Consider the following 17,985-nt stretch of genomic DNA (forward strand, 5'->3'; position numbering starts at 1 on the left):
GATCTCTTCCCGGTCCACCACCGTCAACGGCCTACGACCCGCCACGCCCCACCAGCCTCTCAGCGATCACCCCGCCGAAGAGACCAACGAACGACAAGATCGATTGCTACGACCACCTGAGCACGGGGCTGCCTCGACACCGTCCGAGGCAGCACTTTCCCTGTTCTTGTGCGGATCTTGGCCCGCCGCCGGGCCCCGCCGCCGCCCCCGGCGGCCGGGGGCGGCGCGGGCGCGGCGCGGCGCGTGTCAGGGACGGGGTAGGCGCATGGCCATCGTCGGAGCCTCGGCCATCACCGACGTGGGGGTGAACGGGGCACCGGTGGGCAGTTCCTCGGCCCGACCGATCTGCACCCCGGGGTACAACTCCACCATGTCGTTCTCGCCCAACACCCGGGACTGCTGAGGTGCCAGGGGGATCCGGTCCGACTCGGCCATCGAACCGGCCGGCCGGATGCCCGAGCCGTTGGTGCTGACGTCGGTCACGATGACCTCACCGACCCGCAGCTCGAAGTGAACGTGACCACGGCTGATCCATCGCCGTGCCTCGTCGTTGAGCCACTGCCCGAGCATGATCCCGCCTTCCTGCTCGGGTGCCCGGCCGGCCACCACCGGCTGGTCCTCGCTGAGCACGAACCGCCGCCGGACCAGGCCGCCGACCCGCACCGCGAGCACTTCCGAACGTGGGCGAGGCCCGCCGTCACCGAGCCGTACGCCGTGTCGGGGGCAGGTTGGTACGCCGTTACGCAGCGCGGGCGGCGGCTGCGCGGCGGGGCTGCGGTCGGCGCCCCCGGCCAGGTCGGCGAACGCGCCGCCCCCACCACCACCGCCGAACAGCGCGCAGCCCGACTCCGGGCAACGCCACTGGCGGGCCAGCAGCTTCACCCCGGTCGGCGAACGCTTGCCGGCAACCGGCGAGTGCCCACCACCGACGTGCGCGATGAACACCGGCCCGCCGGCGCCCGGCACCGGCGCAACCACCCGACCGGGCTGCTCGACCAGCCACGGGAACCGGCCGCGCAGCCCGTCGAAGCGCACCCGGCTGAGCACCGGCAACCCGAGCAGGTCGGCGACCTCCAACATCCGGTCACCCGGGTTGTCGAGCACCTCGACGAGCCCGTCGTCGGCCCAGCGGCGGACGACCATCCGCTCGTTGGAGGTGAGGTCGGCGTCGGAGAGCAACGCCCGGTGCACCACCGCGTAGACTTGGACGCTGTCCTCCTCCAACTCGCGGGAGAGCGCGTCGATGACCATGCCGAGGCGCAGCAGGCTGGCCGGCCGTCCGCCGTCGATGTCCTGATAGCGGATCACCTCGGCCAGGTCGATGACCGCCCGGGCCAGCGACGGGTCGGTGCAGACCCGCCCCTCGATGGCGTCCAGAACCTTGCTGATCTCGAATCTCATGCCGCGCTCCGGACGATGTCGTCGATCCGCCGAGCCAGCTCGATGTCCCGGTGGGTGACCCCACCGGCCGAGTGCGTGACACAGCGGAAGGTCAGGGTCCGCCATCGGATGTCGATGTCGGGATGGTGGTCGAGCTCCTCGGCCACCGTCGCCACCCGGTCCACCACCGCGATGGCCGCCGGGAAACTGCCGAGCTGGGCGGTACGACCGATGCCGGTCGGGTCACCCGACCAGTCGGGCAACCGGCCCAGCTCTTCTCGCACCGCGTCCGCGGTGAGCAGGTCTGCCATGACCAGACCCTACCGGTGGCGCGTACGACGGGCCGTACGCGCCACCGGTGGCCAGCTCAGCTGGCGATCAATCTCTTACAGCCGCAGACGCTCTGCCAGAGCCCCGACATCGGGTGCCACGATGGGGCGGGCATCATCAGATGCCCGCCCCACCGCTCAGTCCTCGCAGCCGCGCAGCGGCCGTTTCCTTCTTAGCCGCGCAGCGGCTGTCCCACCTCGTGCAGGTGACCGAGCGCCTGCCGGTACGACTCGACCAGCCCGGTCTCCGCGTACGGGATGCCCTGCTCCGCGCAGTAGGCGCGGACGATCGGTTGCGCCCGCCGCAGGTTGGCGCGGGGCATGTTCGGGAACAGGTGGTGCTCGATCTGGTAGTTGAGCCCGCCCAACGTGGCGTCCACCAGCCAGCTACCCCGCACGTTGCGGGAGGTCAGCACCTGCTTACGCAGGAAGTCCAGCTCGTCCTCGGCGGTCGGCATCGGCATGCCCTTGTGGTTGGGCGCGAACGAGCAGCCCATGTAGAAACCCCACAGTGCCTGGTGCACGACGGCGAAGAGCAGCGCCTTGACCGGCGACATGACCGCCAACAGCAGTGCCACGTAGGCGGCGGTGTGTGCGACGAGCAGCACGGCCTCGACCGCCCGGCGTCGCATCGGGGTGGTGTACCGGCCGTCCGAGTCACGTCCGACGATCGCCCGGATGCTCGCCACGTGCAGGCTCAGACCCTCCAGCAGGAGCATCGGGAAGAAGAGGTACGCCTGCCGCTTGGCCATCCAGCGGTTGATCCCACGGGTCTCCAGGGCCTGCTCGGGCGTCCACACCAGCGCGCCCGCGCCGACGTCCGGGTCCTCGTCCTCGTGGTTCGGGTTGGCGTGGTGCCGGTTGTGCTTGTCGACCCACCAGCCGTAGCTGATTCCCACCGCCACGTTGCCGGCGAGCAGACCCACCAGGTCGCTGGGACCGCGCCGACGGAACATCTGGCGGTGCCCGGCGTCGTGACCGAGGAACGCGACCTGGGTGGTGGCCACCGCCATCAGGGCCGCGAGGGGCAGCTGCCACCAGGAGTCGCCGAGCAGGAACACGGCCACCCAGCCGGCCACGAAGGCTCCGAGGGTGAGCACGATGCGGGCGACGTACCAGCCGGGGCGCCGCTCCAGCAGGCCCGCCTGGCTGATCCGTCGGGACAACTGTGCGTAGTCACTGCCTCGCCGTTGTACCGGCGGTTCCGCCACCGCTCCGAGCGCCATTGCTGCTCCCGTTCCGCTTACGCCCGTACCGGGGTGGTTCGGGCTTATTGTCAAGTCTCCCGGTCACGGTAGCGGTGAGTAACCCCGACAACCCCCGAATGGGGGGTAGGGCAGGCCCTACCCCCACTGGTTCGACTCAGCCCAGCCGGCCCACCGCGGCGCGCAGTCGAGCCACGTCACGCCGCCGCCGCTCGTAGGTGGCAGCGAGGCCGACCAGCGCCAACCCGCCGACACCGAGGTAGATCCACCGGGGCAGCAGATCCCACCCCCGGGCCAACTCGTGCAGCGCCAGCAACGTCAGCACACCGCCGCCGAGCAGCACCGGTGCCTGCCATCGGCGGGTCGCCCCGGCCAGCACCGCACCCAGCGCCGCAGCGCCGAGGAGCAGTCGCCGCACCGGCTGCGGGTCCGGCCCGGTCAGCACCGACACGAGGCTCGGCAGCAGCGCCGCGACCAGCCCCGGGCCGAGGGCCGGCCAGCTGGTCAGCCCCGGCCTGGTCCGCAACGCCAGCAGGCCCGCGCTGAGGGCGAGCGCCGCAGCCGGCAGGGTGTACGCCTCCAGCACCGTCACCCCGCCGGCGGCCAGCAACACCCATGCCCCGAGCAGCTCGCTGGCGGCGGCGATGCCGGCGAACGCCCACCGCCGGCCGGCCGGCTCCCCCCGGCGCAGCAGCCGCAGCGCCACGGCGGCACCCCAGAGCACGCAGACCGTGGCGAGGTGTCGCGCCGCCTCGACGGTGAGCACCGCCGCCACCAGTGCCACCGCCTGCGCGGCAGCGTCCAGCACCCGCCCGACCAGACCCCGCGCCGGAGTGGTCGCGGCGGCGACAGCCAGCACCAGCGCGGCCACCGCCAACAGGGGGTACGCGGCGGCCCGCAGCGGCAGCCCTCCGACCAGCGAGGCGGTCACCGCCAACGCGGACGCGGCACCCACCGCCGCGAGACAACCGGCGACCCGCACCTCGACGGTGCGCCCCCCGACGGCGACGACCACCGCCACCACCAACAGCACCCCCTCGGCAGCGAGCGAACCGGCTCTGGTGGCGAGCAGCCCCGCCACACCGGAGGCGACCAGCACCACACCCAGCGGTACGGCGATCGGTGCGAGCCCCGGGCGAGGCGCGGCCAGAGCGGCGAGCAGCAGCGCGGCCGATCCGGCGAGCAGCACGGCGGCAGGCAGCACCGGCCACGGCGCGCCGACCGCGACGAGCAGCACCGGCAGCGCCGCCGCGGCGAACGGCAGCGCGGGCAGCACCGGTGGGCGGACCCGCCGGCCGGCGACCACGGCGGCCACCGCCAGCACGACCAGCGCCAACGCGACGGGCAGCGCTGCCGGCTCGGCGACGACAGTGGGCACCCCCGACCAGGCCCGTCCCGGGTCGTCGTACGGCGACACGAGCGCGGTCAGCACCCTCGGCAGAGCCGCCAGCACGGCGACCACCGCCAGAGCGCCGCCCGCCACCACCACCGGGACCGACAGGGGAATCGTCGGCGGCCTCCCGACCGCCGACGATCCCCCGACCGCCGGCCCCCCGACCGGCGGCTGGCTCGACCCGCCCGACCGGCGGGTGACGGCCTCCTGCCGATCCCAGCGGACGACGATGGCGACCCCCAGCGCCGCCAGCGCGGCGTACAACGCGATCGGCTCGTTCCCCGCCACGACCAGCGGGGCGAGGCCGGGCACGGTCATGGCGACCAGCGCGCCGGTCACCGCGTACCCGATCAGCTCCACCCGCTGGCGACGCGCCGCGAGCACCGCGACCAGCGGCAGCCCGGCGGCGATCAGCGCGAACCGCGCCTGCCACCAGGGCGGCGCGCCCGCGGCGAACGACGCCACCACCGCGATCCCGGGCAGCGCGAGCTGCGCGACCAGCAGACCGCCGCCGGCCACCTGCCGGTACGGCCCGGCGCCCCGCCGGACGGCCAGTGCCAGCCCGACCACGGCGATGACGCCGAGCGTCACCAGCACACCGGCCGGGGCAGCCAGGGCGACCAACAGCCCGTGCCCGAGCAGGACGGCACCGCCGAGCGCGCGGGTGAGCAGGGAGGCCAGGTGGGTCGCCGGGCGGATCAGGACGGCGAGCAGCAGCGCGACCCCGCCGACCAGGTCGACGGCGAGGACCTGCGGCCAGGTGGCCGACCACCCGGCCGGCAGGGCCAGCAGCACCGCCACCGCGCCGGCCGTGGCGAGCGCCGCTCGGGCCCGCCGGGGCAGCAGCAGCACCGTCGCGCCGACCCCCAACGCCACGGCGGGTGCGAGCTGCCAGCCCCAGTCCAGATCCGGTCCCCTGCCGGCCCCCCGCCACGGCGGCAGCGACCGGCCTGCGGCGGCGACCGCCAGCACGACGGTGACCAGCGCGGCCACCTGGGCCGTGCCCGCCGCGACCAGCAGCGCCCCGGCGCGCGGGCCGGTCCGCCAACCACCGGCGCCCGCCACCTCCGCTCCGGACCTGACCGGCAGGATCCGCACCGCGGCGGCCATCCCGAGCGCCACCGTCGCCGACGCGAGCAGCAGCAGGGACGGCCGCAGCTCGGCCACCGGGCGCAGCAGGGCGGCGGCGAGCACCGGCACCAGCAGCCCGGCGGCCACCGCCCGCAGCGCCCGCCCGCCGACCAGCCAGGCCGCACCGAACCCGGTCAACGCGACCAGCAGCAGCGGCAGCCCGGCCAGCAGTGGCGAACCTGCCGCCCGTCCGAGGATCAGCGGCGTCAGGGCGCAGCCAGCGGCACCGACGAGAGCGGCGACGTGACCGATCCCGGCCGACACCCTGCCGACGAGCAGCGCCACCCCGTCCCGGCCGCGCAACGCGGCCAGCACGGCCAGGTTCACCAGTGCCACCCCGAGCAGGACCAGTGACCAACCGGCGGCACCCGGTTCGGCCCCGACGGCGAGCAGCGGCAGCACCGGCTGGGCGGCCAGCAGCGCGGCGAACCAGGGCCCGGTCAACCCGCTCCACCTGCCGTACGCGGCGGCGGCCGCCGCGCTGGCCCCCCCGACCAGCGCGGCGTACCGGCTGCCCGGCCAACTGGCCACCCCGGCCAGGTCCACCGACCAGGCCGCGTAACCATCCAGCACCACCAGCAGCAGACCCACAGCGGCGAAGGTCTCCGCCGTGCCCCGCAACCCTCGACGGACCGCCAGCAGCGGCACGGCGAGCGCGAGCGCGGTGAGCGCGGCCAGGATCGACGCCCGTCCGCCGACTCCCACCGCCGCCCAGGCCACCGCGGTGAACACGACCGCCGCGGTGCCCAGCAGGAGTCCACCGAGGACGAAGAGCAGACCCTGGACGGTCCGGGTCGAGGTTTCGGCCGCGCCCGGCGCCGCGACCGGGACGAGAGCTGGCACCGGCCCGACGAGAGGCACCGGGCGTGCCCCGGCGGAGGCGGCCAACCCGGCACGGACGACCGCCGCCAGCTCGGCCCGCCGCCGCGACAGGGCCGACAGGCGACCGGCCAGCTCGGTGTACGCGTGACGAGCCCGTTGCACCTGCGGCTCAAGCTGGGCGATCTCGCGGCTCAGCCGAACCACCTCAGCGGCGGTCGGGTCGGGCGCACGGGAACAGCCGGTGCAACCGACGGTCAGGTCGGCCGGAGCACCGCAGGCGGGGCAGGGATAGCGGGTGTCGTCCACCCGGTCATCATCGGGAGCCGACGGGGGTGTGGCACAGAGTGCGCGTACTCAGGGCCGGGTGTGCTCGTGCACCCAGGTGGCGTACGCCGGGTCGCCGCTCTCCACCCTGGACACCAGGATCTCCGGCACCTCGTACGGATGACTGACCCGGATCTGGTCCACCAACGCGGAGAGCCGGTCGGGCGCGGTCTTGAACTGCACCGACCACTCGGTGCTGGTCTCCACACCGGACCTCCACCAGTAGGTGCTGTCCACCTGACCACCCACCTGGGCGCAGGCGGCGAGCCTGCCGGCGACGGCCGCAGCCGCCAGCACGTCGGCGACCGAACGCGCATCCACCACCGTCGTCACCACGCAGATCTGATCCACGACCGCACCCTACGCGGCATTGTCCCGATTAGACGCGATCCAGGCATCGATCCGCGCCCACCAGTCGAAGAGCCAGTCGATGCGTTCCTGCCGCCCGGCCGGCACCTCCTCCGGTGGCACCGACCAGAACCGCATCACGATCCGCTTGTCCATGGGCAGTTCCCGCCAGACGTCGGCGACGGTGAGCATCCGGTCCAACCCGGTGTGGGCGACGAAGATGACCCCGGCGTCCGGGGCGGCGTCCAGCGCGGCGAGCATTCCGCCGGGCTGCGGGGCGAGCACGTGACGCATCCGCTCGGCGCGCAGCGCCATCCGTTCGAACCCGAGGGAACGCAGCCGGGCGATGGCACGCAGTCGTCGCTTGGGGGTGAAGTTGCCGCCCTCAGGGAAGATCACGAACGCGTCGTTGTCGTCCAGGCCGGCGGCCAGGTGCCCGACCTGGCGTACGGTCTCCTCGCCGCGCTCCGGCGTCGGCGCGATGAACCGGTTGGGCAGTCGGTTGAGCAGCACGTCGATCGCCGGGTCCCACTGGAGGGTGTCCTTGAGGACGATCCGTGGCTCCCGGTTGAACCAGTTGACCAGCCCGTGAATCAGGATGAACGAGTCGCCCGGCCCGGCGTGCCGGCAGAGCACCAACTCGGGCCGGCCGGGCAGCGCCGTGTCCGGGTCGGTGCCCACCACGTCGATGCGCAACCGCAGGGCCCAGCGGGCCTGCCAGAACAGCACCCGCAGGAACCAGCCGGCCAGCACGTAGTGTGCGCGCTGGAAGGCCGGAGACCGGGTCCGCCAGCCGAAGCCGGAGACGACCCAGAGCAGGAACAGCGCGAGCAGCGCGGCGGCATCCCAGACCAGGTAGACGCAGCCGATCCAGAGCAGCCGCAGCGGACGCAACCGACCCGGGAACAGCGGGGACACGGCGGCGGCGAGCAGCGCCCAGATCGGCAACGTGGTGACCACGACGAACGCGAGCGCCACCACGGCGGGGGCCAACAGCAACCGACGCAGCCACCTGGGGGGCAGCGGCATCATCGCTCCAGATGGGTGGCGAGGTAACGCCGCGAGGCGGTGTACGCCCGGCTGATCCGCCGCCCCACCGCCGCCATGTCCCGGTACGCCCACGGTGTGTCGTCGCGGGGGTTCAGCCCTCCGGTCGGCAGGACGTGCACCTCCACCCCCTCGGGCAGTGCCGCCATCTCCCGGAAGAAGCGGTGCCGGCGGGAGATCTCGAACGCGACCTGCGCGATCTCCCACGGCCGGCGGGGCGGTGTCAGCTCCCGTTCGATCCGACCCACCTGGAGGACGTAGATCCGGCGGGCGCCCACGGCCACCGCCTCGCCGATGGGGATGGAGTTGACGATGCCCCCGTCCACGTAGTGCGCGCCGTCGATCTCCATGGGTGGGAGCAGACCCGGCACCGACGCTGACGCCAGCACCGCCGGCACCACCGGGCCGCTGTCGAACCAGTGCTCGGCCGCCCGCTCGATGTGCGCGGCGCAGCAGCGGAACGGCACCCGCAGGTCGGCGAAGGTGGTGTCCACGCCCAGCTCGGTCTCCAGCAGCCGGCGCAACGGCCGGCGAGAGTGCAGGTGGGTACGGGCGGCGAAGCGGCGCAACTGCCGGGCGACCGAGTCGCCGTACACCTCGCTGGCCTCCGGCGAGGCCCAGAGCCGGACCAGCCGGTCGGTCACCGCCTCCGTCGGGTCGGCGGCGACCAGCGCGCCGTTCACCGCGCCGATCGAGGTGCCGAGCACCATGTCGGGTGTGATGCCGGCGCGGAACAGCGCCCGCAACATGCCCACCTCGACCGCGCCGAGCACGCCCCCGCCGCCGAGCACGAATGCCACCGGTCCCGCCGCCATGCCTCTCATCCTGGCACGGGCGCGCAGCCGACCTGCCGGCCACCGGCACCGGGCGGTCGGCGCACGGCAGGCACCGCCCGTCGACAGCTGACCGATGACGGCGTTGACAGGCCGGAGACATTCGCGCAACCTGATACCGCTCCCACCCCTGAGGCAGGTGCGATCGGTGAAGGCAGCACTGCATCCGGGCCGGTTACTGGCTCGCAGATACCGACTTCTCGACCAGATCGGCGCCGGCGGCATGTCGGTCATCTGGCGTGCCCGGGACGAGGTGCTGGACCGGCTCGTCGCGCTCAAGGTGCTCGCCCCCTCGCTGGCCGCCGACGCGCGGTTCCGGGGCATGGTGCGTGAGGAGGCCCGGGCCGCCGCCCAGTTGGTGCACCCGCATCTGACCTCGGTGCACGACTACGGCGAGACGGTCGACCCGGACGGCTCGATCACCTCGTTCGTGGTGATGGAGCTGCTCAGCGGCGAGGAGTTGGAGCTGCGGCTCACCGAGGGGCCGCTGCCGTGGGCGGAGGCGATCGAGGTGGGTGCCCAGGTCGCGGAGGCGCTGGCCGCGGCGCACCGGCTCGGCATCGTGCACCGGGACGTCACCCCGGCCAACGTGATGATGACCGCGACGGGCGTCAAGGTGCTCGACTTCGGCATCGCCACCCGGATCGGCGCGCCCGACGAGGACGAGGACGGCGAGACGTTCGGCACGCCGGCGTACGTCGCCCCGGAACGCCTCGACGGCGCGCCGGCCCAGCCGTCCACCGACGTGTACTCGCTCGGCGTGCTGCTGCACGAGGCCCTCACCGGCCGGGTCCCGTACCCGGCGGACACCTGGGAGCAACTCAGCGCCGCGCTGGCCGACGGCCCGCCGCCCACGCTCGCCGACCTGCCGGACCTGCCCCCGCCGGTGGCCCGGATCTGCCTGCGCAGCCTCGCCCGCAACCCCGCCGACCGGCCGACCGCCCGGCAGGTCGCCGCCGTGCTGCGCGACCAGTTGCTGCCTCCCGATCCCCCGGTCGCGACCATCCGGGTGCCCACCCAGCCCCTGCCGCCGCAGCCGGCCGCCGTGCCAGCCGCGGCGGGAGGGACAGCCGCCGGTTCGATCTGGTCCCGTCGACGGCTGGTGCTGCTGCTCGTCCTGGCCGTCGGTGTGACGCTGGCCGGAGTGGCCCTTCTGCCCGAGGAGGAGCCGACACCCCGGACGCAGCCCTCGATCGCCCCGGCGACCACCCCGCCGAGCGACAGGCCGGTCCCGGCGTCGTCCCAGCCGAGCGCGTCCCCGCCGCCGACGAAGCCGAGCACCGGCTCGCCCACCTCGAATCCGGGCACCCTCGTCGAGGCCGCCAACCGGGTCGACGGGCTGATCAGCGCCGGGCTGGGCGCCGGGGAGATCCGCGACGACGTGGGTCTCGACCTGCGCAACGAGCTGCGCAACCTGACCGCCGCGGTCAGCTCCGGCCGCGACGACCTGGCGCCACCGGTGGCCCGGCTGCGCGAGAAGGTCGCGGTCCGCCTCGGCGAGGGCGGCATCAGTCCGGCGTACGCGTCTCGGCTCGACGCCGCCATCGTGGAGCTGGGCGGTGCCGAGGTCTGACCGCGCGGACACGCCGGGGTGGGCGGGTCAGCGGGCCGGGACCCGGGCCGATTCGCGGATGTCGTACCGGCCGGTGGCGAAGCGTCGGAAGATCGCCGCGTAGCCGTCCGCCATCCGCTCGACCGAGAAGTTCTCCGCGACGTGCGCCACGCAGTCCTCCGGGTCTAGCCGCTCCGCCGCGAGCACCGCCGCGGCCAACTCCTCCGGCCGTTCACAGACCAGCCCGGTCAGCCCCGGCCGGACCAGCTCCGGCACGGCCCCCCGGTTGAGGGCGACCACCGGTGTGCCGGTCGCCATCGCCTCCAGCATCACCATGCCGAACGGCTCGTCCCACTGGATCGGCATGATCAGGCAACGGGCGTCGACGAGCATCCGCAGCGTCTCCGCGCGGCCGGCGTTGAGCACGACTGTCACGTTCTCGTCGACCAGCGGCGCGACGACCTGCTCGTAGTAGCGGCGCTCGGCCGGCTCGTTGCACTTGCCGGCCAGCAGCAGGGGCACCCCTGCCTCCCGGCACGCCCGGATGGCGACCTCGGGGCCCTTGTCCGGGCTGAAGCGGGCCAGCCACAGCACCGGTCCCGTCCCGGGTCTGGTCTTACGCGGAAAGCCGCGGATGTCCAGCGCGTTGTGCACAGTGCTGGCCCAGGGCAGCTCGGTGTTCAGCCGACGTTGGGTGTGCGAGATCGCCACCAGGGCGACGCCCGAGTCGATGTCGCTGAGCACGTCCCCGTACTCCCCCACGGGGTTGCCGTGCACGGTCGCGACCGTCGGCACCGCCCGGCGGCCGGCGACCAGCGGGCCGATCGTGGTGTGGTCGTGGATGACGTCGAAGTCGGCCGCGGTGATCAGCCGATTCACCCGCGCCAGGTGAGCCAGCTCCGGCAGTGACTCGCCGAGCCGCTCGTACTGGACCTCGGGGACGGTGGAGACGAAGCCGTGGGCGGCCGTGCCGTGGTCGTCACCGGCACCGAACAACGTGACCTCGTGCCCCTGCCGGCAGAGCGCGTCCACAAGGGCGGCGACGACCTGTTCGAGGCCGCCGTAGCCGGGTGGCGGCACGGACAACCAGGGTGGAACCACCATCGCGATGCGCAACGACCGCTCTTCCGGGCGGCCCGCTGGCGAGTGGTTCACGGCCACGAGTCCTCCCCGTTGATCCCCGGTGCGGCGTCACCGCCGGTCCGGACGGTCGGCGGCGATTTCCCAGTGACGTCCCCGGTAAACCGGACAAGGCGGACGCTCACCCGCCCACCAGGAGCTGGTCGTGGACTGCCCGCACTCCGGGGGCGGACCAGGCCACCCGCTCGACCTGCTCGCGTTCCCACCAGGATCGGACCACCCCGGCGAGGACGAGCGTGTCGCCGTCCACCTCGACGGTCACCCGCTCCGCACCGAGAGTGCGCATCAACGCCCGCTGCACGTCCCGTCGCAACCTGTCAGCGACAGCTGCTGCCGGAGGTCGTACCTCGATCAGGTTGGTGAGACCCCGTACGCCGTCGAGCCGGCGCAACTCCCCCTCGGCGGCGCGCCGCTGCCAGCCGAACTCGACCTCACCGCGCAGCATCAGCCAGCCGTTGGCCACTGTCACGTCCAGCCGCTCGGCGGGCACGAAGCTGTCCCACTCCAACGCCCGGGACGCGGCGAGGGCAACCTCGGCGTCGGTGCGCCCCGGCGTACCGGGCAGCCGCACCTCGATCTCGTCGGCCACCGCCCGGACGCCCCGGACCCGCTGAGCGGACCGGGTAGCGGCCCAACTGCGAGCGGCACCGTCCACGAAGCCGGTCAGGGTGACCACTCCCTGGTCGACGCGTACGCCGATCTCGTTCGGTTGCAGTTGGGCGTCCCAGGCCAGCTGCGCCAGGACGTCGCGTTGGATCCGCTGGTCCTCGCGGACATCCACCACCCCGGTCATGGCACCCACCCCCGGTTCCCCCTCGCCGAGACTCGCCCGCCGAACGTGCCGGAAACCGGGGTGACGGCGGTTCACCCGATCCGGGTGAACCGCCGCCGGGCGGAAAAAGCGGCGGGTGACGGAGCCGACCCCCTCGGCCCCGCCACCCGCCGCTGGAGGGAGGAAGCAGGTTCAGTTGTCCGTCAGGACGTCTCGGCGAGCGTCACGGTTACCGACTTCTCGGTGCCGTTCCGCTTGAACTGCACCTCGACCCGGTCGCCGACCTTGCCGGCCTGCACCGCGCCGACCAGGTCGTCCGAGTCGTTGACCGGCTTGTCGCCGAAGCGGGTGACGACGTCGCCACGCTGGAGGCCGGCCTTCTCGGCTGGGCTGCCCGGGGTGACCGACGCGACGAGCGCGCCGCCGCCCTCGGCCTGGTTGACGCCCACCCCGAGCGACGGGTGGCTGACCTTCTCGCCACGCTGGAGCTTGCCTGCGACGTCCTTGGCCTTGTTGCTGGGGATGGCGAAGCCGACGCCGATGTTGCCGGTGCTCTGCCCGGAGGTGGCGATGGCGGTGTTGACGCCGATCACCTCGCCCCGGGTGTTGACCAGCGCGCCGCCGGAGTTGCCCGGGTTGATCGGCGCGTCGGTCTGGAGCAGACCGGAGATCGAGCTGACGGCCTGGCTCTGCTGCTGGCTCGGGTCCTGCGGCTGACCCTCGCCGGCCCGGATGGTGCGGTCCCGGGCGCTGAGGATGCCGGAGGTCACCGAACCCTGGAGGCCGAGCGGGCTGCCCAGGGCGAGCACCTGGTCGCCGACCTGCATGGCGTCGCTGTCGCCGAACTTGGCCGGCTTGAGGTCGCTGACCCCGTTGGCCTTCACCACGGCCAGGTCGGTCTTCGGGTCGGTGCCGATGACCTTCGCGTCGGCCTTCTTGCCGTCGGCGAAGATCACCTGTACGGCGCCACCGGCGGCGTTGGCGACCACGTGGTTGTTGGTCAGCACGTACCCGTCGGCGCTGAGCACCACCCCGGAGCCCTCGCCGCTGTCGGTGGTGATCGAGACGACGCTGTCCTGCACGGAGGCGGCGATCTTCGGGAGGTCGGCGCTGTTGATGACCGGCGCCGCCGAGTAGGTGCGGGTGATGCCGCCGCCGTCCCCGTCGAGGGCGAGGGCGAGGGCACCGCCGGCGACGCCCGAGCCGAGCATCAGGGCGAACACCGCGACGCCCGCTCCGGCGAACTTGGCGATCCGACTCGGCCGGGGGCCACTGCCGGGCGGCGCGACCTGCGGGCCCCACGGCGGAACCGGCTGGCCCGGCTGCTGCCCGAGGTGCTGGCCGTGCTGGCCGAGGTGCTGGGTGTGCTGCTGGTGCTGCGCGTAGGCGCCCGGCTGGCCCCCGCCCGCCCAGCCGGACTGCTGGCCCGCGTACCAGGGCGCGCCGGCGTGGTGGCCGGCGTTCGGCTGCGGGTAGCCGTGCTGGCCGGGCGCCGGGTAGCCGGAGACCGGGTACGGCGGCGCGGACGGGGTGGCGGCCGGCGGCTCGTACCCGGTCAGCTGGGGGGTGGCCGGCTGAGCGGCGGGCGCGGCGGAAGTGACGGCCGTGGCGTCCGTGGCGTCACCGGCGGTCGGGACGACCTGGACGGGGGTGGTCGGGGAGTCGGACTGCGCGCGCTCGTCACGCGGCAGCTCGGCGGTGGGGTGCGACGGCTCGGCGTCGGTGGGGGCCGGCCGGCGCTGCGGGTCGGACTCGAACTCGGTCATGGAACTACCTTCTCCCTCCGCACTGCGATCAACCTGGAACCGTCCTGGAAGTTGGCTGAAAGTCACTCGTCCGCCGCGTCGATCTGTGCCAGCAGCGGGATCCGGACCCGGAAGGTGGCGCCACCACCGGGCGTCTCGGCCACCGAGACCGAGCCGTGGTGGGCGGCGACGAGCGCCGCCACGATGGCCAGGCCGAGCCCGGTGCCGGTGTTGCCGTCGGCTCGCCGCGTCCGTGCCGCGTCGGCCCGGTAGAACCGTTCGAAGACCCGTTCGGCCTGCTCCGGGGAGAGGCCCGGGCCGGTGTCGGCGACCTCCACCACGGCGAAACCGCCCGGTTCGCTGTGCAACCGCACGCGGATCTCGGCGTCCGGCGGGGTGTGGGTCAGCGCGTTGGTGACCAGGTTGCCGATCACCTGGCGCAGCCGCGCGTCGTCGGCGGACACGACGAGCGGGCCCGAGTCCGGCTCGATCTCCAGATCGATCCGCCGATCAGGGGCCATGGCCCGGGCGGCGTGCACGGCGTCGGAGGCGAGCACCGGCAGCTCCACCGGGGTCAGCGACAGCGGCCGCTCCCGATCCAAGCGGGCCAGCAGCAGCAGGTCCTCCACCAGCAGCCCCATCCGGGCCGCCTCGTCCTCGATCCGGCGCAGCAGGCCGGCGGTCTGCTCCGGTGCCCGCGCCGCACCCTGCCGGTACAGCTCGGCGAAGCCGCGAATGGTGGTCAACGGGGTCCGCAGCTCGTGCGAGGCGTCCGCGACGAACTGCCGCATCCGCTCCTCGGAGCGCCGGGCCCGCGCCTCCGACGCCTGGGCGGAGGCGGCGGCGTCCCGGGCGGCGCTCTCGGCCCAGCGGGCCGACGTCTCCGAGGCGGCTCGGGCGGTGAACGCCGCCTCGATCTGGGTGAGCATCGCGTTCAACGCGCGCGACAGCCGACCCAGTTCGGAGGTGGGATGCTCCTGGCCCTGCTCCGGGTCGGGCACCCGGCGGGTCAGATCACCCCCGGCGATCGCGGCGGCGGTGCGCTCGATCTCCACCAGCGGCTTGAGGCTGGTCCGGACGATCGCCGCGCCGACCGACGCCAACATGATCAGCACCGCGCCGCCGACCAGCAGGTCGATCCAGGCCAGCCGCTTGACGGCGGAGTCGACGTCGGTCAGGTGCTCGCCGATGGCCGCCATCTGGCCGTTGGGCAGCTCGGTGTAGAGCATCCGCCAGCGCACCGAACTGTCCCGCGCGTGGACGGTGCGCGGCTTGCCGTCCTGCTCCCGCTCTTGCGCCGCGAACCCGGCCGCGTCGTCCGGCCACGGCGGCAGATCGACCGTCTGGAAGCGGGACGTGTCGTACCGGAAGGCCTGCACCTTGCCTGTCGACGGGCTGGTCAGCACGATCACGTAGTCGCTGGGCAGCGAGACGACGTTCGACGTGAGCGTGAGGGACTGGATGCGGCCCGCCGAGTCGCGTAGCTCCAGGTCGATCTGGTCGACCAGGTAGTTGTGCAGGAAGTACGCGGTCGAGACGCTGATCACCACCAGGGCGCCGGAGACCAGGGCGAGCACCGAGGCGACCAGCTTGACCCGCAGCGGGACGCTGCGGACCCGCCCTTTCGCCTGCTGGACCCGGTTCACGCCGCCGGCTTGCGCAACACGTACCCGACGCCGCGAAGGGTGTGGATCAGCCGGGGCTGGGTGGTGTCGACCTTGCGTCGCAGGTAGGAGATGTAGGACTCGACGATGTTGTCGTCACCACGGAAGTCGTAGTTCCAGACGTGGTCGAGGATCTGCGCCTTGGACAGCACCCGGTTGGCGTTGAGCATCAGGTAGCGCAGCAGCTTGAACTCCGTCGGCGAGAGCTGGACGCGCTGGCCGGCCCGGTGCACCTCGTGGGTCTCCTCGTCCAACTCCAGGTCGGCGAAGGTGAGCCGGGACGGGGCCTGCTCGCCGGTAGTGGTGCGGCGCAGCACGGCGCGGATCCGGGCGGTCAGCTCCTCCAGGCTGAACGGCTTCGTGACGTAGTCGTCGCCGCCCAGGGTCAACCCACGGATCTTGTCGTCGGTGGCGTCCCGGGCGGTCAGGAAGACCACAGGCGTACGCGTGCCGCCCTCGCGGAGCATCCGGATGACCTCGAAACCGTCGAGATCCGGAAGCATCACGTCGAGCACCACCAGGTCGGGCCGGTGGTCCTTGGCGGCGTTGAGCGCCGCGCTCCCACTGGTCGCGGTGGCCACGTCGAAGCCCGCGAACCGCAGGCTCGCGGAGAGCAGTTCGAGGATGTTGGGGTCGTCCTCGACGACGAGGAGTCGCGCCTCGGTCTGGGTAGCGGGCATGGGCCCATCATCGGTGACGTCACTGCGCCGCCGCTGGATGGTTCCTGGAAAATGCCTGTGAGTCGTGGCCGGACCCTTGACCCTGCTCAGCGCAGCAGGCGGCGCAGCCCGTCCAGGGCGCCGTCGAGCAGCCGGATCGCGGTGCTCAGCTGGGTTTCGCTGAACTGTCGGGCACGCACGAGCCGGCCCACCTCGGCGGTGAACGCGGCCAGCCGCTGGTCGAGTTCGTCGAGCAGCGCGGCCTGCGGCCCGGCGGTCGGCGTCGGCCGGGGCGGCGCCGCGGGGGCCTCCCACCGGTTACGCCGGGTCTGCCGGGTGGCCTCGCTCAGCTCCCGTTTGAGGTCGCGTACCGACCCGCGCACCTCGCTGCGGATCTCGCCGGCCAGGCTGGAGAGGTCGGCCACCGAGGCCGCGATGTCCGATTCCAGCTCGGTCAGCTCACCGGCGCGCTGGTGCAGCTCGGCACGGCCGGCGTCGGTGATGTCGTACGTCTTGCGGCCGCCGGCAGCGGTGTGGCTGACCAGCCCCTCGGCCTCCAGCCGTTGCAGGCGGGGATAGATGGTGCCGGCGCTGGGCGCGTAGAGCCCGAGGAACCGGTCCTCCAGAAGGCGGATCAGTTCGTACCCGTGCTTCGGGCCGTCGTCGAGGAGCTTGAGGAGATAGAGCCGGAGCCGTCCGTGGCTGAACACGGCGGTCACGGCAGCTCCTCGGAATCGTTGTCGACCGCTCGGGCGAGCAGGGCGATGCTGCCCGAGGTCGCGGAAGCCCAGAGCTTACCTTCGCCGGCGCCGAGCACTCCCTCGCTGCTGCGCAGTGGGAACGTCGAGGTGCGGACCTGCGGAAAGCCGCTGGTGATCCGGCCGGAGGCGGTGTGCATCTGGACGGCGAGGTCGCTGTCCTCGCGGACCCGGACGGTGATGCTGCCCGAGATGGTGGTCAACCGGATCTCGCTGCGTCGGGGGTTGTCCAGGTCGCAGGTGATCGCCCCGGAGACGGTCTGCGCACGCACCCGCTCGGCGGCGCTGTCGGCGAGGATCACCTCCCCGGAGACCGTCTCCAGAGTGAGGTCGCCCCGGACGCCGAGCGCCTCCACCGGCCCGGAGGTGATCGTCGCGGAGGTGTTGCCGCGCAGGCCCATCAGGGTGATCTGACCGGCGGTGACGTGCACCGCGGTCTGCCGGCGTAGACCGGAGACGACCACCGAGCCCGCGACCAGCCCCAGGTCGGCCAGGACGTCGGCGGGCACAGCGAGCGAGACGTCCACCCGGGGGTAGCGGTGGATCATCCGGAACCAGCGCAGGACGTCCGTCCAGCCGTGGCCGCGCTCCTGACGGACGGTGAGCCGGCCGTCGGAGTGGACGATCAGGACCGGCCGGCGACCGACCTGGGTGACGTCGATCCGGGTCGGGCCGTCGGTGGCGACCACGTTGAGCCGGCCGCTCACCAGGCGGACGTCCAGCCGGGTGACCGGGCCGTCCACGGTGAGCCGCTGCGGGCTCTCGACCGTCCATCCGGCCATGGGTTTCCTCCCCTCGACGACGCGCGGACACGCGCCTGACAGGGAGGACAGTAACGCGATACATCGCGATAGCACAAGACAGGTCGCGTGTTGGTCGCTCT

15 protein-coding genes are annotated in these 17,985 nt (G+C 73.3%); 1 reads left to right on the forward strand and 14 read right to left on the reverse strand.

Going from position 1 to position 17,985, the window contains the following annotated elements; genetic code table 11:
• Positions 1-246: 246 nt before the first annotated feature.
• From KBX34_RS12160 to KBX34_RS12190, 7 genes are all read right to left on the reverse strand, one after another.
• Positions 247-1,401 (reverse strand): FHA domain-containing protein, encoded by a 1,155-nt coding sequence (locus tag KBX34_RS12160; RefSeq protein WP_088949971.1) that lies wholly within the window; start codon positions 1,399-1,401, stop codon positions 247-249.
• Positions 1,398-1,691, reverse strand: a complete 294-nt coding sequence (locus tag KBX34_RS12165; RefSeq protein WP_099848292.1) for a 4a-hydroxytetrahydrobiopterin dehydratase — start codon at positions 1,689-1,691, stop codon at positions 1,398-1,400. The genes KBX34_RS12160 and KBX34_RS12165 overlap by 4 nt, the downstream gene beginning before the upstream one ends.
• A 191-nt stretch (positions 1,692-1,882) precedes the next feature.
• A complete protein-coding gene (locus KBX34_RS12170) occupies positions 1,883-2,935 on the reverse strand; it encodes an acyl-CoA desaturase (protein WP_210794400.1) in 1,053 nt (350 codons plus the stop codon).
• 136 nt (positions 2,936-3,071) lie between these two features.
• Positions 3,072-6,566: an SCO7613 C-terminal domain-containing membrane protein gene (locus tag KBX34_RS12175; protein WP_210925037.1), complete on the reverse strand. Its 3,495-nt coding sequence runs from the start codon at positions 6,564-6,566 to the stop codon at positions 3,072-3,074.
• 48 nt (positions 6,567-6,614) lie between these two features.
• Positions 6,615-6,935: a divalent-cation tolerance protein CutA gene (gene cutA, locus KBX34_RS12180; protein WP_179780796.1), complete on the reverse strand. Its 321-nt coding sequence runs from the start codon at positions 6,933-6,935 to the stop codon at positions 6,615-6,617.
• A gap of 9 nt (positions 6,936-6,944) precedes the next feature.
• Positions 6,945-7,961: a 1-acyl-sn-glycerol-3-phosphate acyltransferase gene (locus tag KBX34_RS12185; protein WP_210794402.1), complete on the reverse strand. Its 1,017-nt coding sequence runs from the start codon at positions 7,959-7,961 to the stop codon at positions 6,945-6,947.
• Positions 7,961-8,794, reverse strand: coding sequence for a patatin-like phospholipase family protein (locus KBX34_RS12190; protein WP_088949977.1), 834 nt, complete (start codon positions 8,792-8,794; stop codon positions 7,961-7,963). Before KBX34_RS12190 ends, KBX34_RS12185 begins: the two co-directional genes overlap by 1 nt.
• Before the next feature lie 166 nt (positions 8,795-8,960).
• On the opposite strand from KBX34_RS12190, the gene KBX34_RS12195 reads away from it, so the two are divergent.
• Positions 8,961-10,385 (forward strand): serine/threonine-protein kinase, encoded by a 1,425-nt coding sequence (locus tag KBX34_RS12195; RefSeq protein ID WP_307871381.1) that lies wholly within the window; start codon positions 8,961-8,963, stop codon positions 10,383-10,385.
• A gap of 27 nt (positions 10,386-10,412) precedes the next feature.
• On the opposite strand, the gene KBX34_RS12200 is transcribed toward KBX34_RS12195, so the two are convergent.
• The 7 genes from KBX34_RS12200 to KBX34_RS12230 all read right to left on the reverse strand — a co-directional run bounded on the left by KBX34_RS12200 (position 10,413) and on the right by KBX34_RS12230 (position 17,884).
• Positions 10,413-11,468, reverse strand: coding sequence for a glycosyltransferase family 4 protein (locus KBX34_RS12200; RefSeq protein ID WP_247671742.1), 1,056 nt, complete (start codon positions 11,466-11,468; stop codon positions 10,413-10,415).
• Positions 11,469-11,625: 157 nt separating this feature from the next.
• Positions 11,626-12,297 carry a BON domain-containing protein gene (locus KBX34_RS12205; protein WP_210925043.1) on the reverse strand — a complete coding sequence of 224 codons (672 nt, stop codon included), beginning with the start codon at positions 12,295-12,297 and terminating at the stop codon, positions 11,626-11,628.
• Between the two features lie 182 nt (positions 12,298-12,479).
• Positions 12,480-14,042, reverse strand: a complete 1,563-nt coding sequence (locus tag KBX34_RS12210; RefSeq protein WP_210925045.1) for a trypsin-like peptidase domain-containing protein — start codon at positions 14,040-14,042, stop codon at positions 12,480-12,482.
• Positions 14,043-14,104: 62 nt separating this feature from the next.
• The gene (locus KBX34_RS12215; RefSeq protein ID WP_210794407.1) at positions 14,105-15,667 is read right to left on the reverse strand and encodes a HAMP domain-containing sensor histidine kinase; all 1,563 of its coding nucleotides are present in this window, start codon (positions 15,665-15,667) and stop codon (positions 14,105-14,107) included.
• Positions 15,664-16,365: a response regulator transcription factor gene (locus KBX34_RS12220; RefSeq protein WP_030336721.1), complete on the reverse strand. Its 702-nt coding sequence runs from the start codon at positions 16,363-16,365 to the stop codon at positions 15,664-15,666. Before KBX34_RS12220 ends, KBX34_RS12215 begins: the two co-directional genes overlap by 4 nt.
• A gap of 86 nt (positions 16,366-16,451) precedes the next feature.
• Positions 16,452-17,063: a PadR family transcriptional regulator gene (locus KBX34_RS12225; RefSeq protein ID WP_088949982.1), complete on the reverse strand. Its 612-nt coding sequence runs from the start codon at positions 17,061-17,063 to the stop codon at positions 16,452-16,454.
• On the reverse strand, positions 17,060-17,884 hold the full coding sequence (locus KBX34_RS12230) for a DUF4097 family beta strand repeat-containing protein (RefSeq protein ID WP_210925046.1): 825 nt from the start codon (positions 17,882-17,884) through the stop codon (positions 17,060-17,062). Before KBX34_RS12230 ends, KBX34_RS12225 begins: the two co-directional genes overlap by 4 nt.
• Between the last annotated feature and the right edge of the window lie 101 nt (positions 17,885-17,985).

The organism is Micromonospora sp. M61 (assembly GCF_018070245.1).
In the GTDB taxonomy this organism is placed as follows: Bacteria; Actinomycetota; Actinomycetes; order Mycobacteriales; family Micromonosporaceae; genus Micromonospora; species Micromonospora zamorensis.

Excerpts from the sequence above, each read along its gene's own strand:
- KBX34_RS12160 (WP_088949971.1), bottom strand. The coding sequence starts at position 1,401 with ATGAGATTCGAGATCAGCAAGGTTCTGGACGCCATCGAGGGGCGGGTC.
- KBX34_RS12165 (WP_099848292.1), bottom strand. The coding sequence starts at position 1,691 with ATGGCAGACCTGCTCACCGCGGACGCGGTGCGAGAAGAGCTGGGCCGG.
- KBX34_RS12170 (WP_210794400.1), bottom strand. The coding sequence starts at position 2,935 with ATGGCGCTCGGAGCGGTGGCGGAACCGCCGGTACAACGGCGAGGCAGT.
- KBX34_RS12185 (WP_210794402.1), bottom strand. The coding sequence starts at position 7,961 with ATGCCGCTGCCCCCCAGGTGGCTGCGTCGGTTGCTGTTGGCCCCCGCC.
- KBX34_RS12190 (WP_088949977.1), bottom strand. The coding sequence starts at position 8,794 with ATGGCGGCGGGACCGGTGGCATTCGTGCTCGGCGGCGGGGGCGTGCTC.
- KBX34_RS12200 (WP_247671742.1), bottom strand. The coding sequence starts at position 11,468 with ATGGTGGTTCCACCCTGGTTGTCCGTGCCGCCACCCGGCTACGGCGGC.
- KBX34_RS12205 (WP_210925043.1), bottom strand. The coding sequence starts at position 12,297 with ATGACCGGGGTGGTGGATGTCCGCGAGGACCAGCGGATCCAACGCGAC.
- KBX34_RS12210 (WP_210925045.1), bottom strand. The coding sequence starts at position 14,042 with ATGACCGAGTTCGAGTCCGACCCGCAGCGCCGGCCGGCCCCCACCGAC.
- KBX34_RS12220 (WP_030336721.1), bottom strand. The coding sequence starts at position 16,365 with ATGCCCGCTACCCAGACCGAGGCGCGACTCCTCGTCGTCGAGGACGAC.
- KBX34_RS12230 (WP_210925046.1), bottom strand. The coding sequence starts at position 17,884 with ATGGCCGGATGGACGGTCGAGAGCCCGCAGCGGCTCACCGTGGACGGC.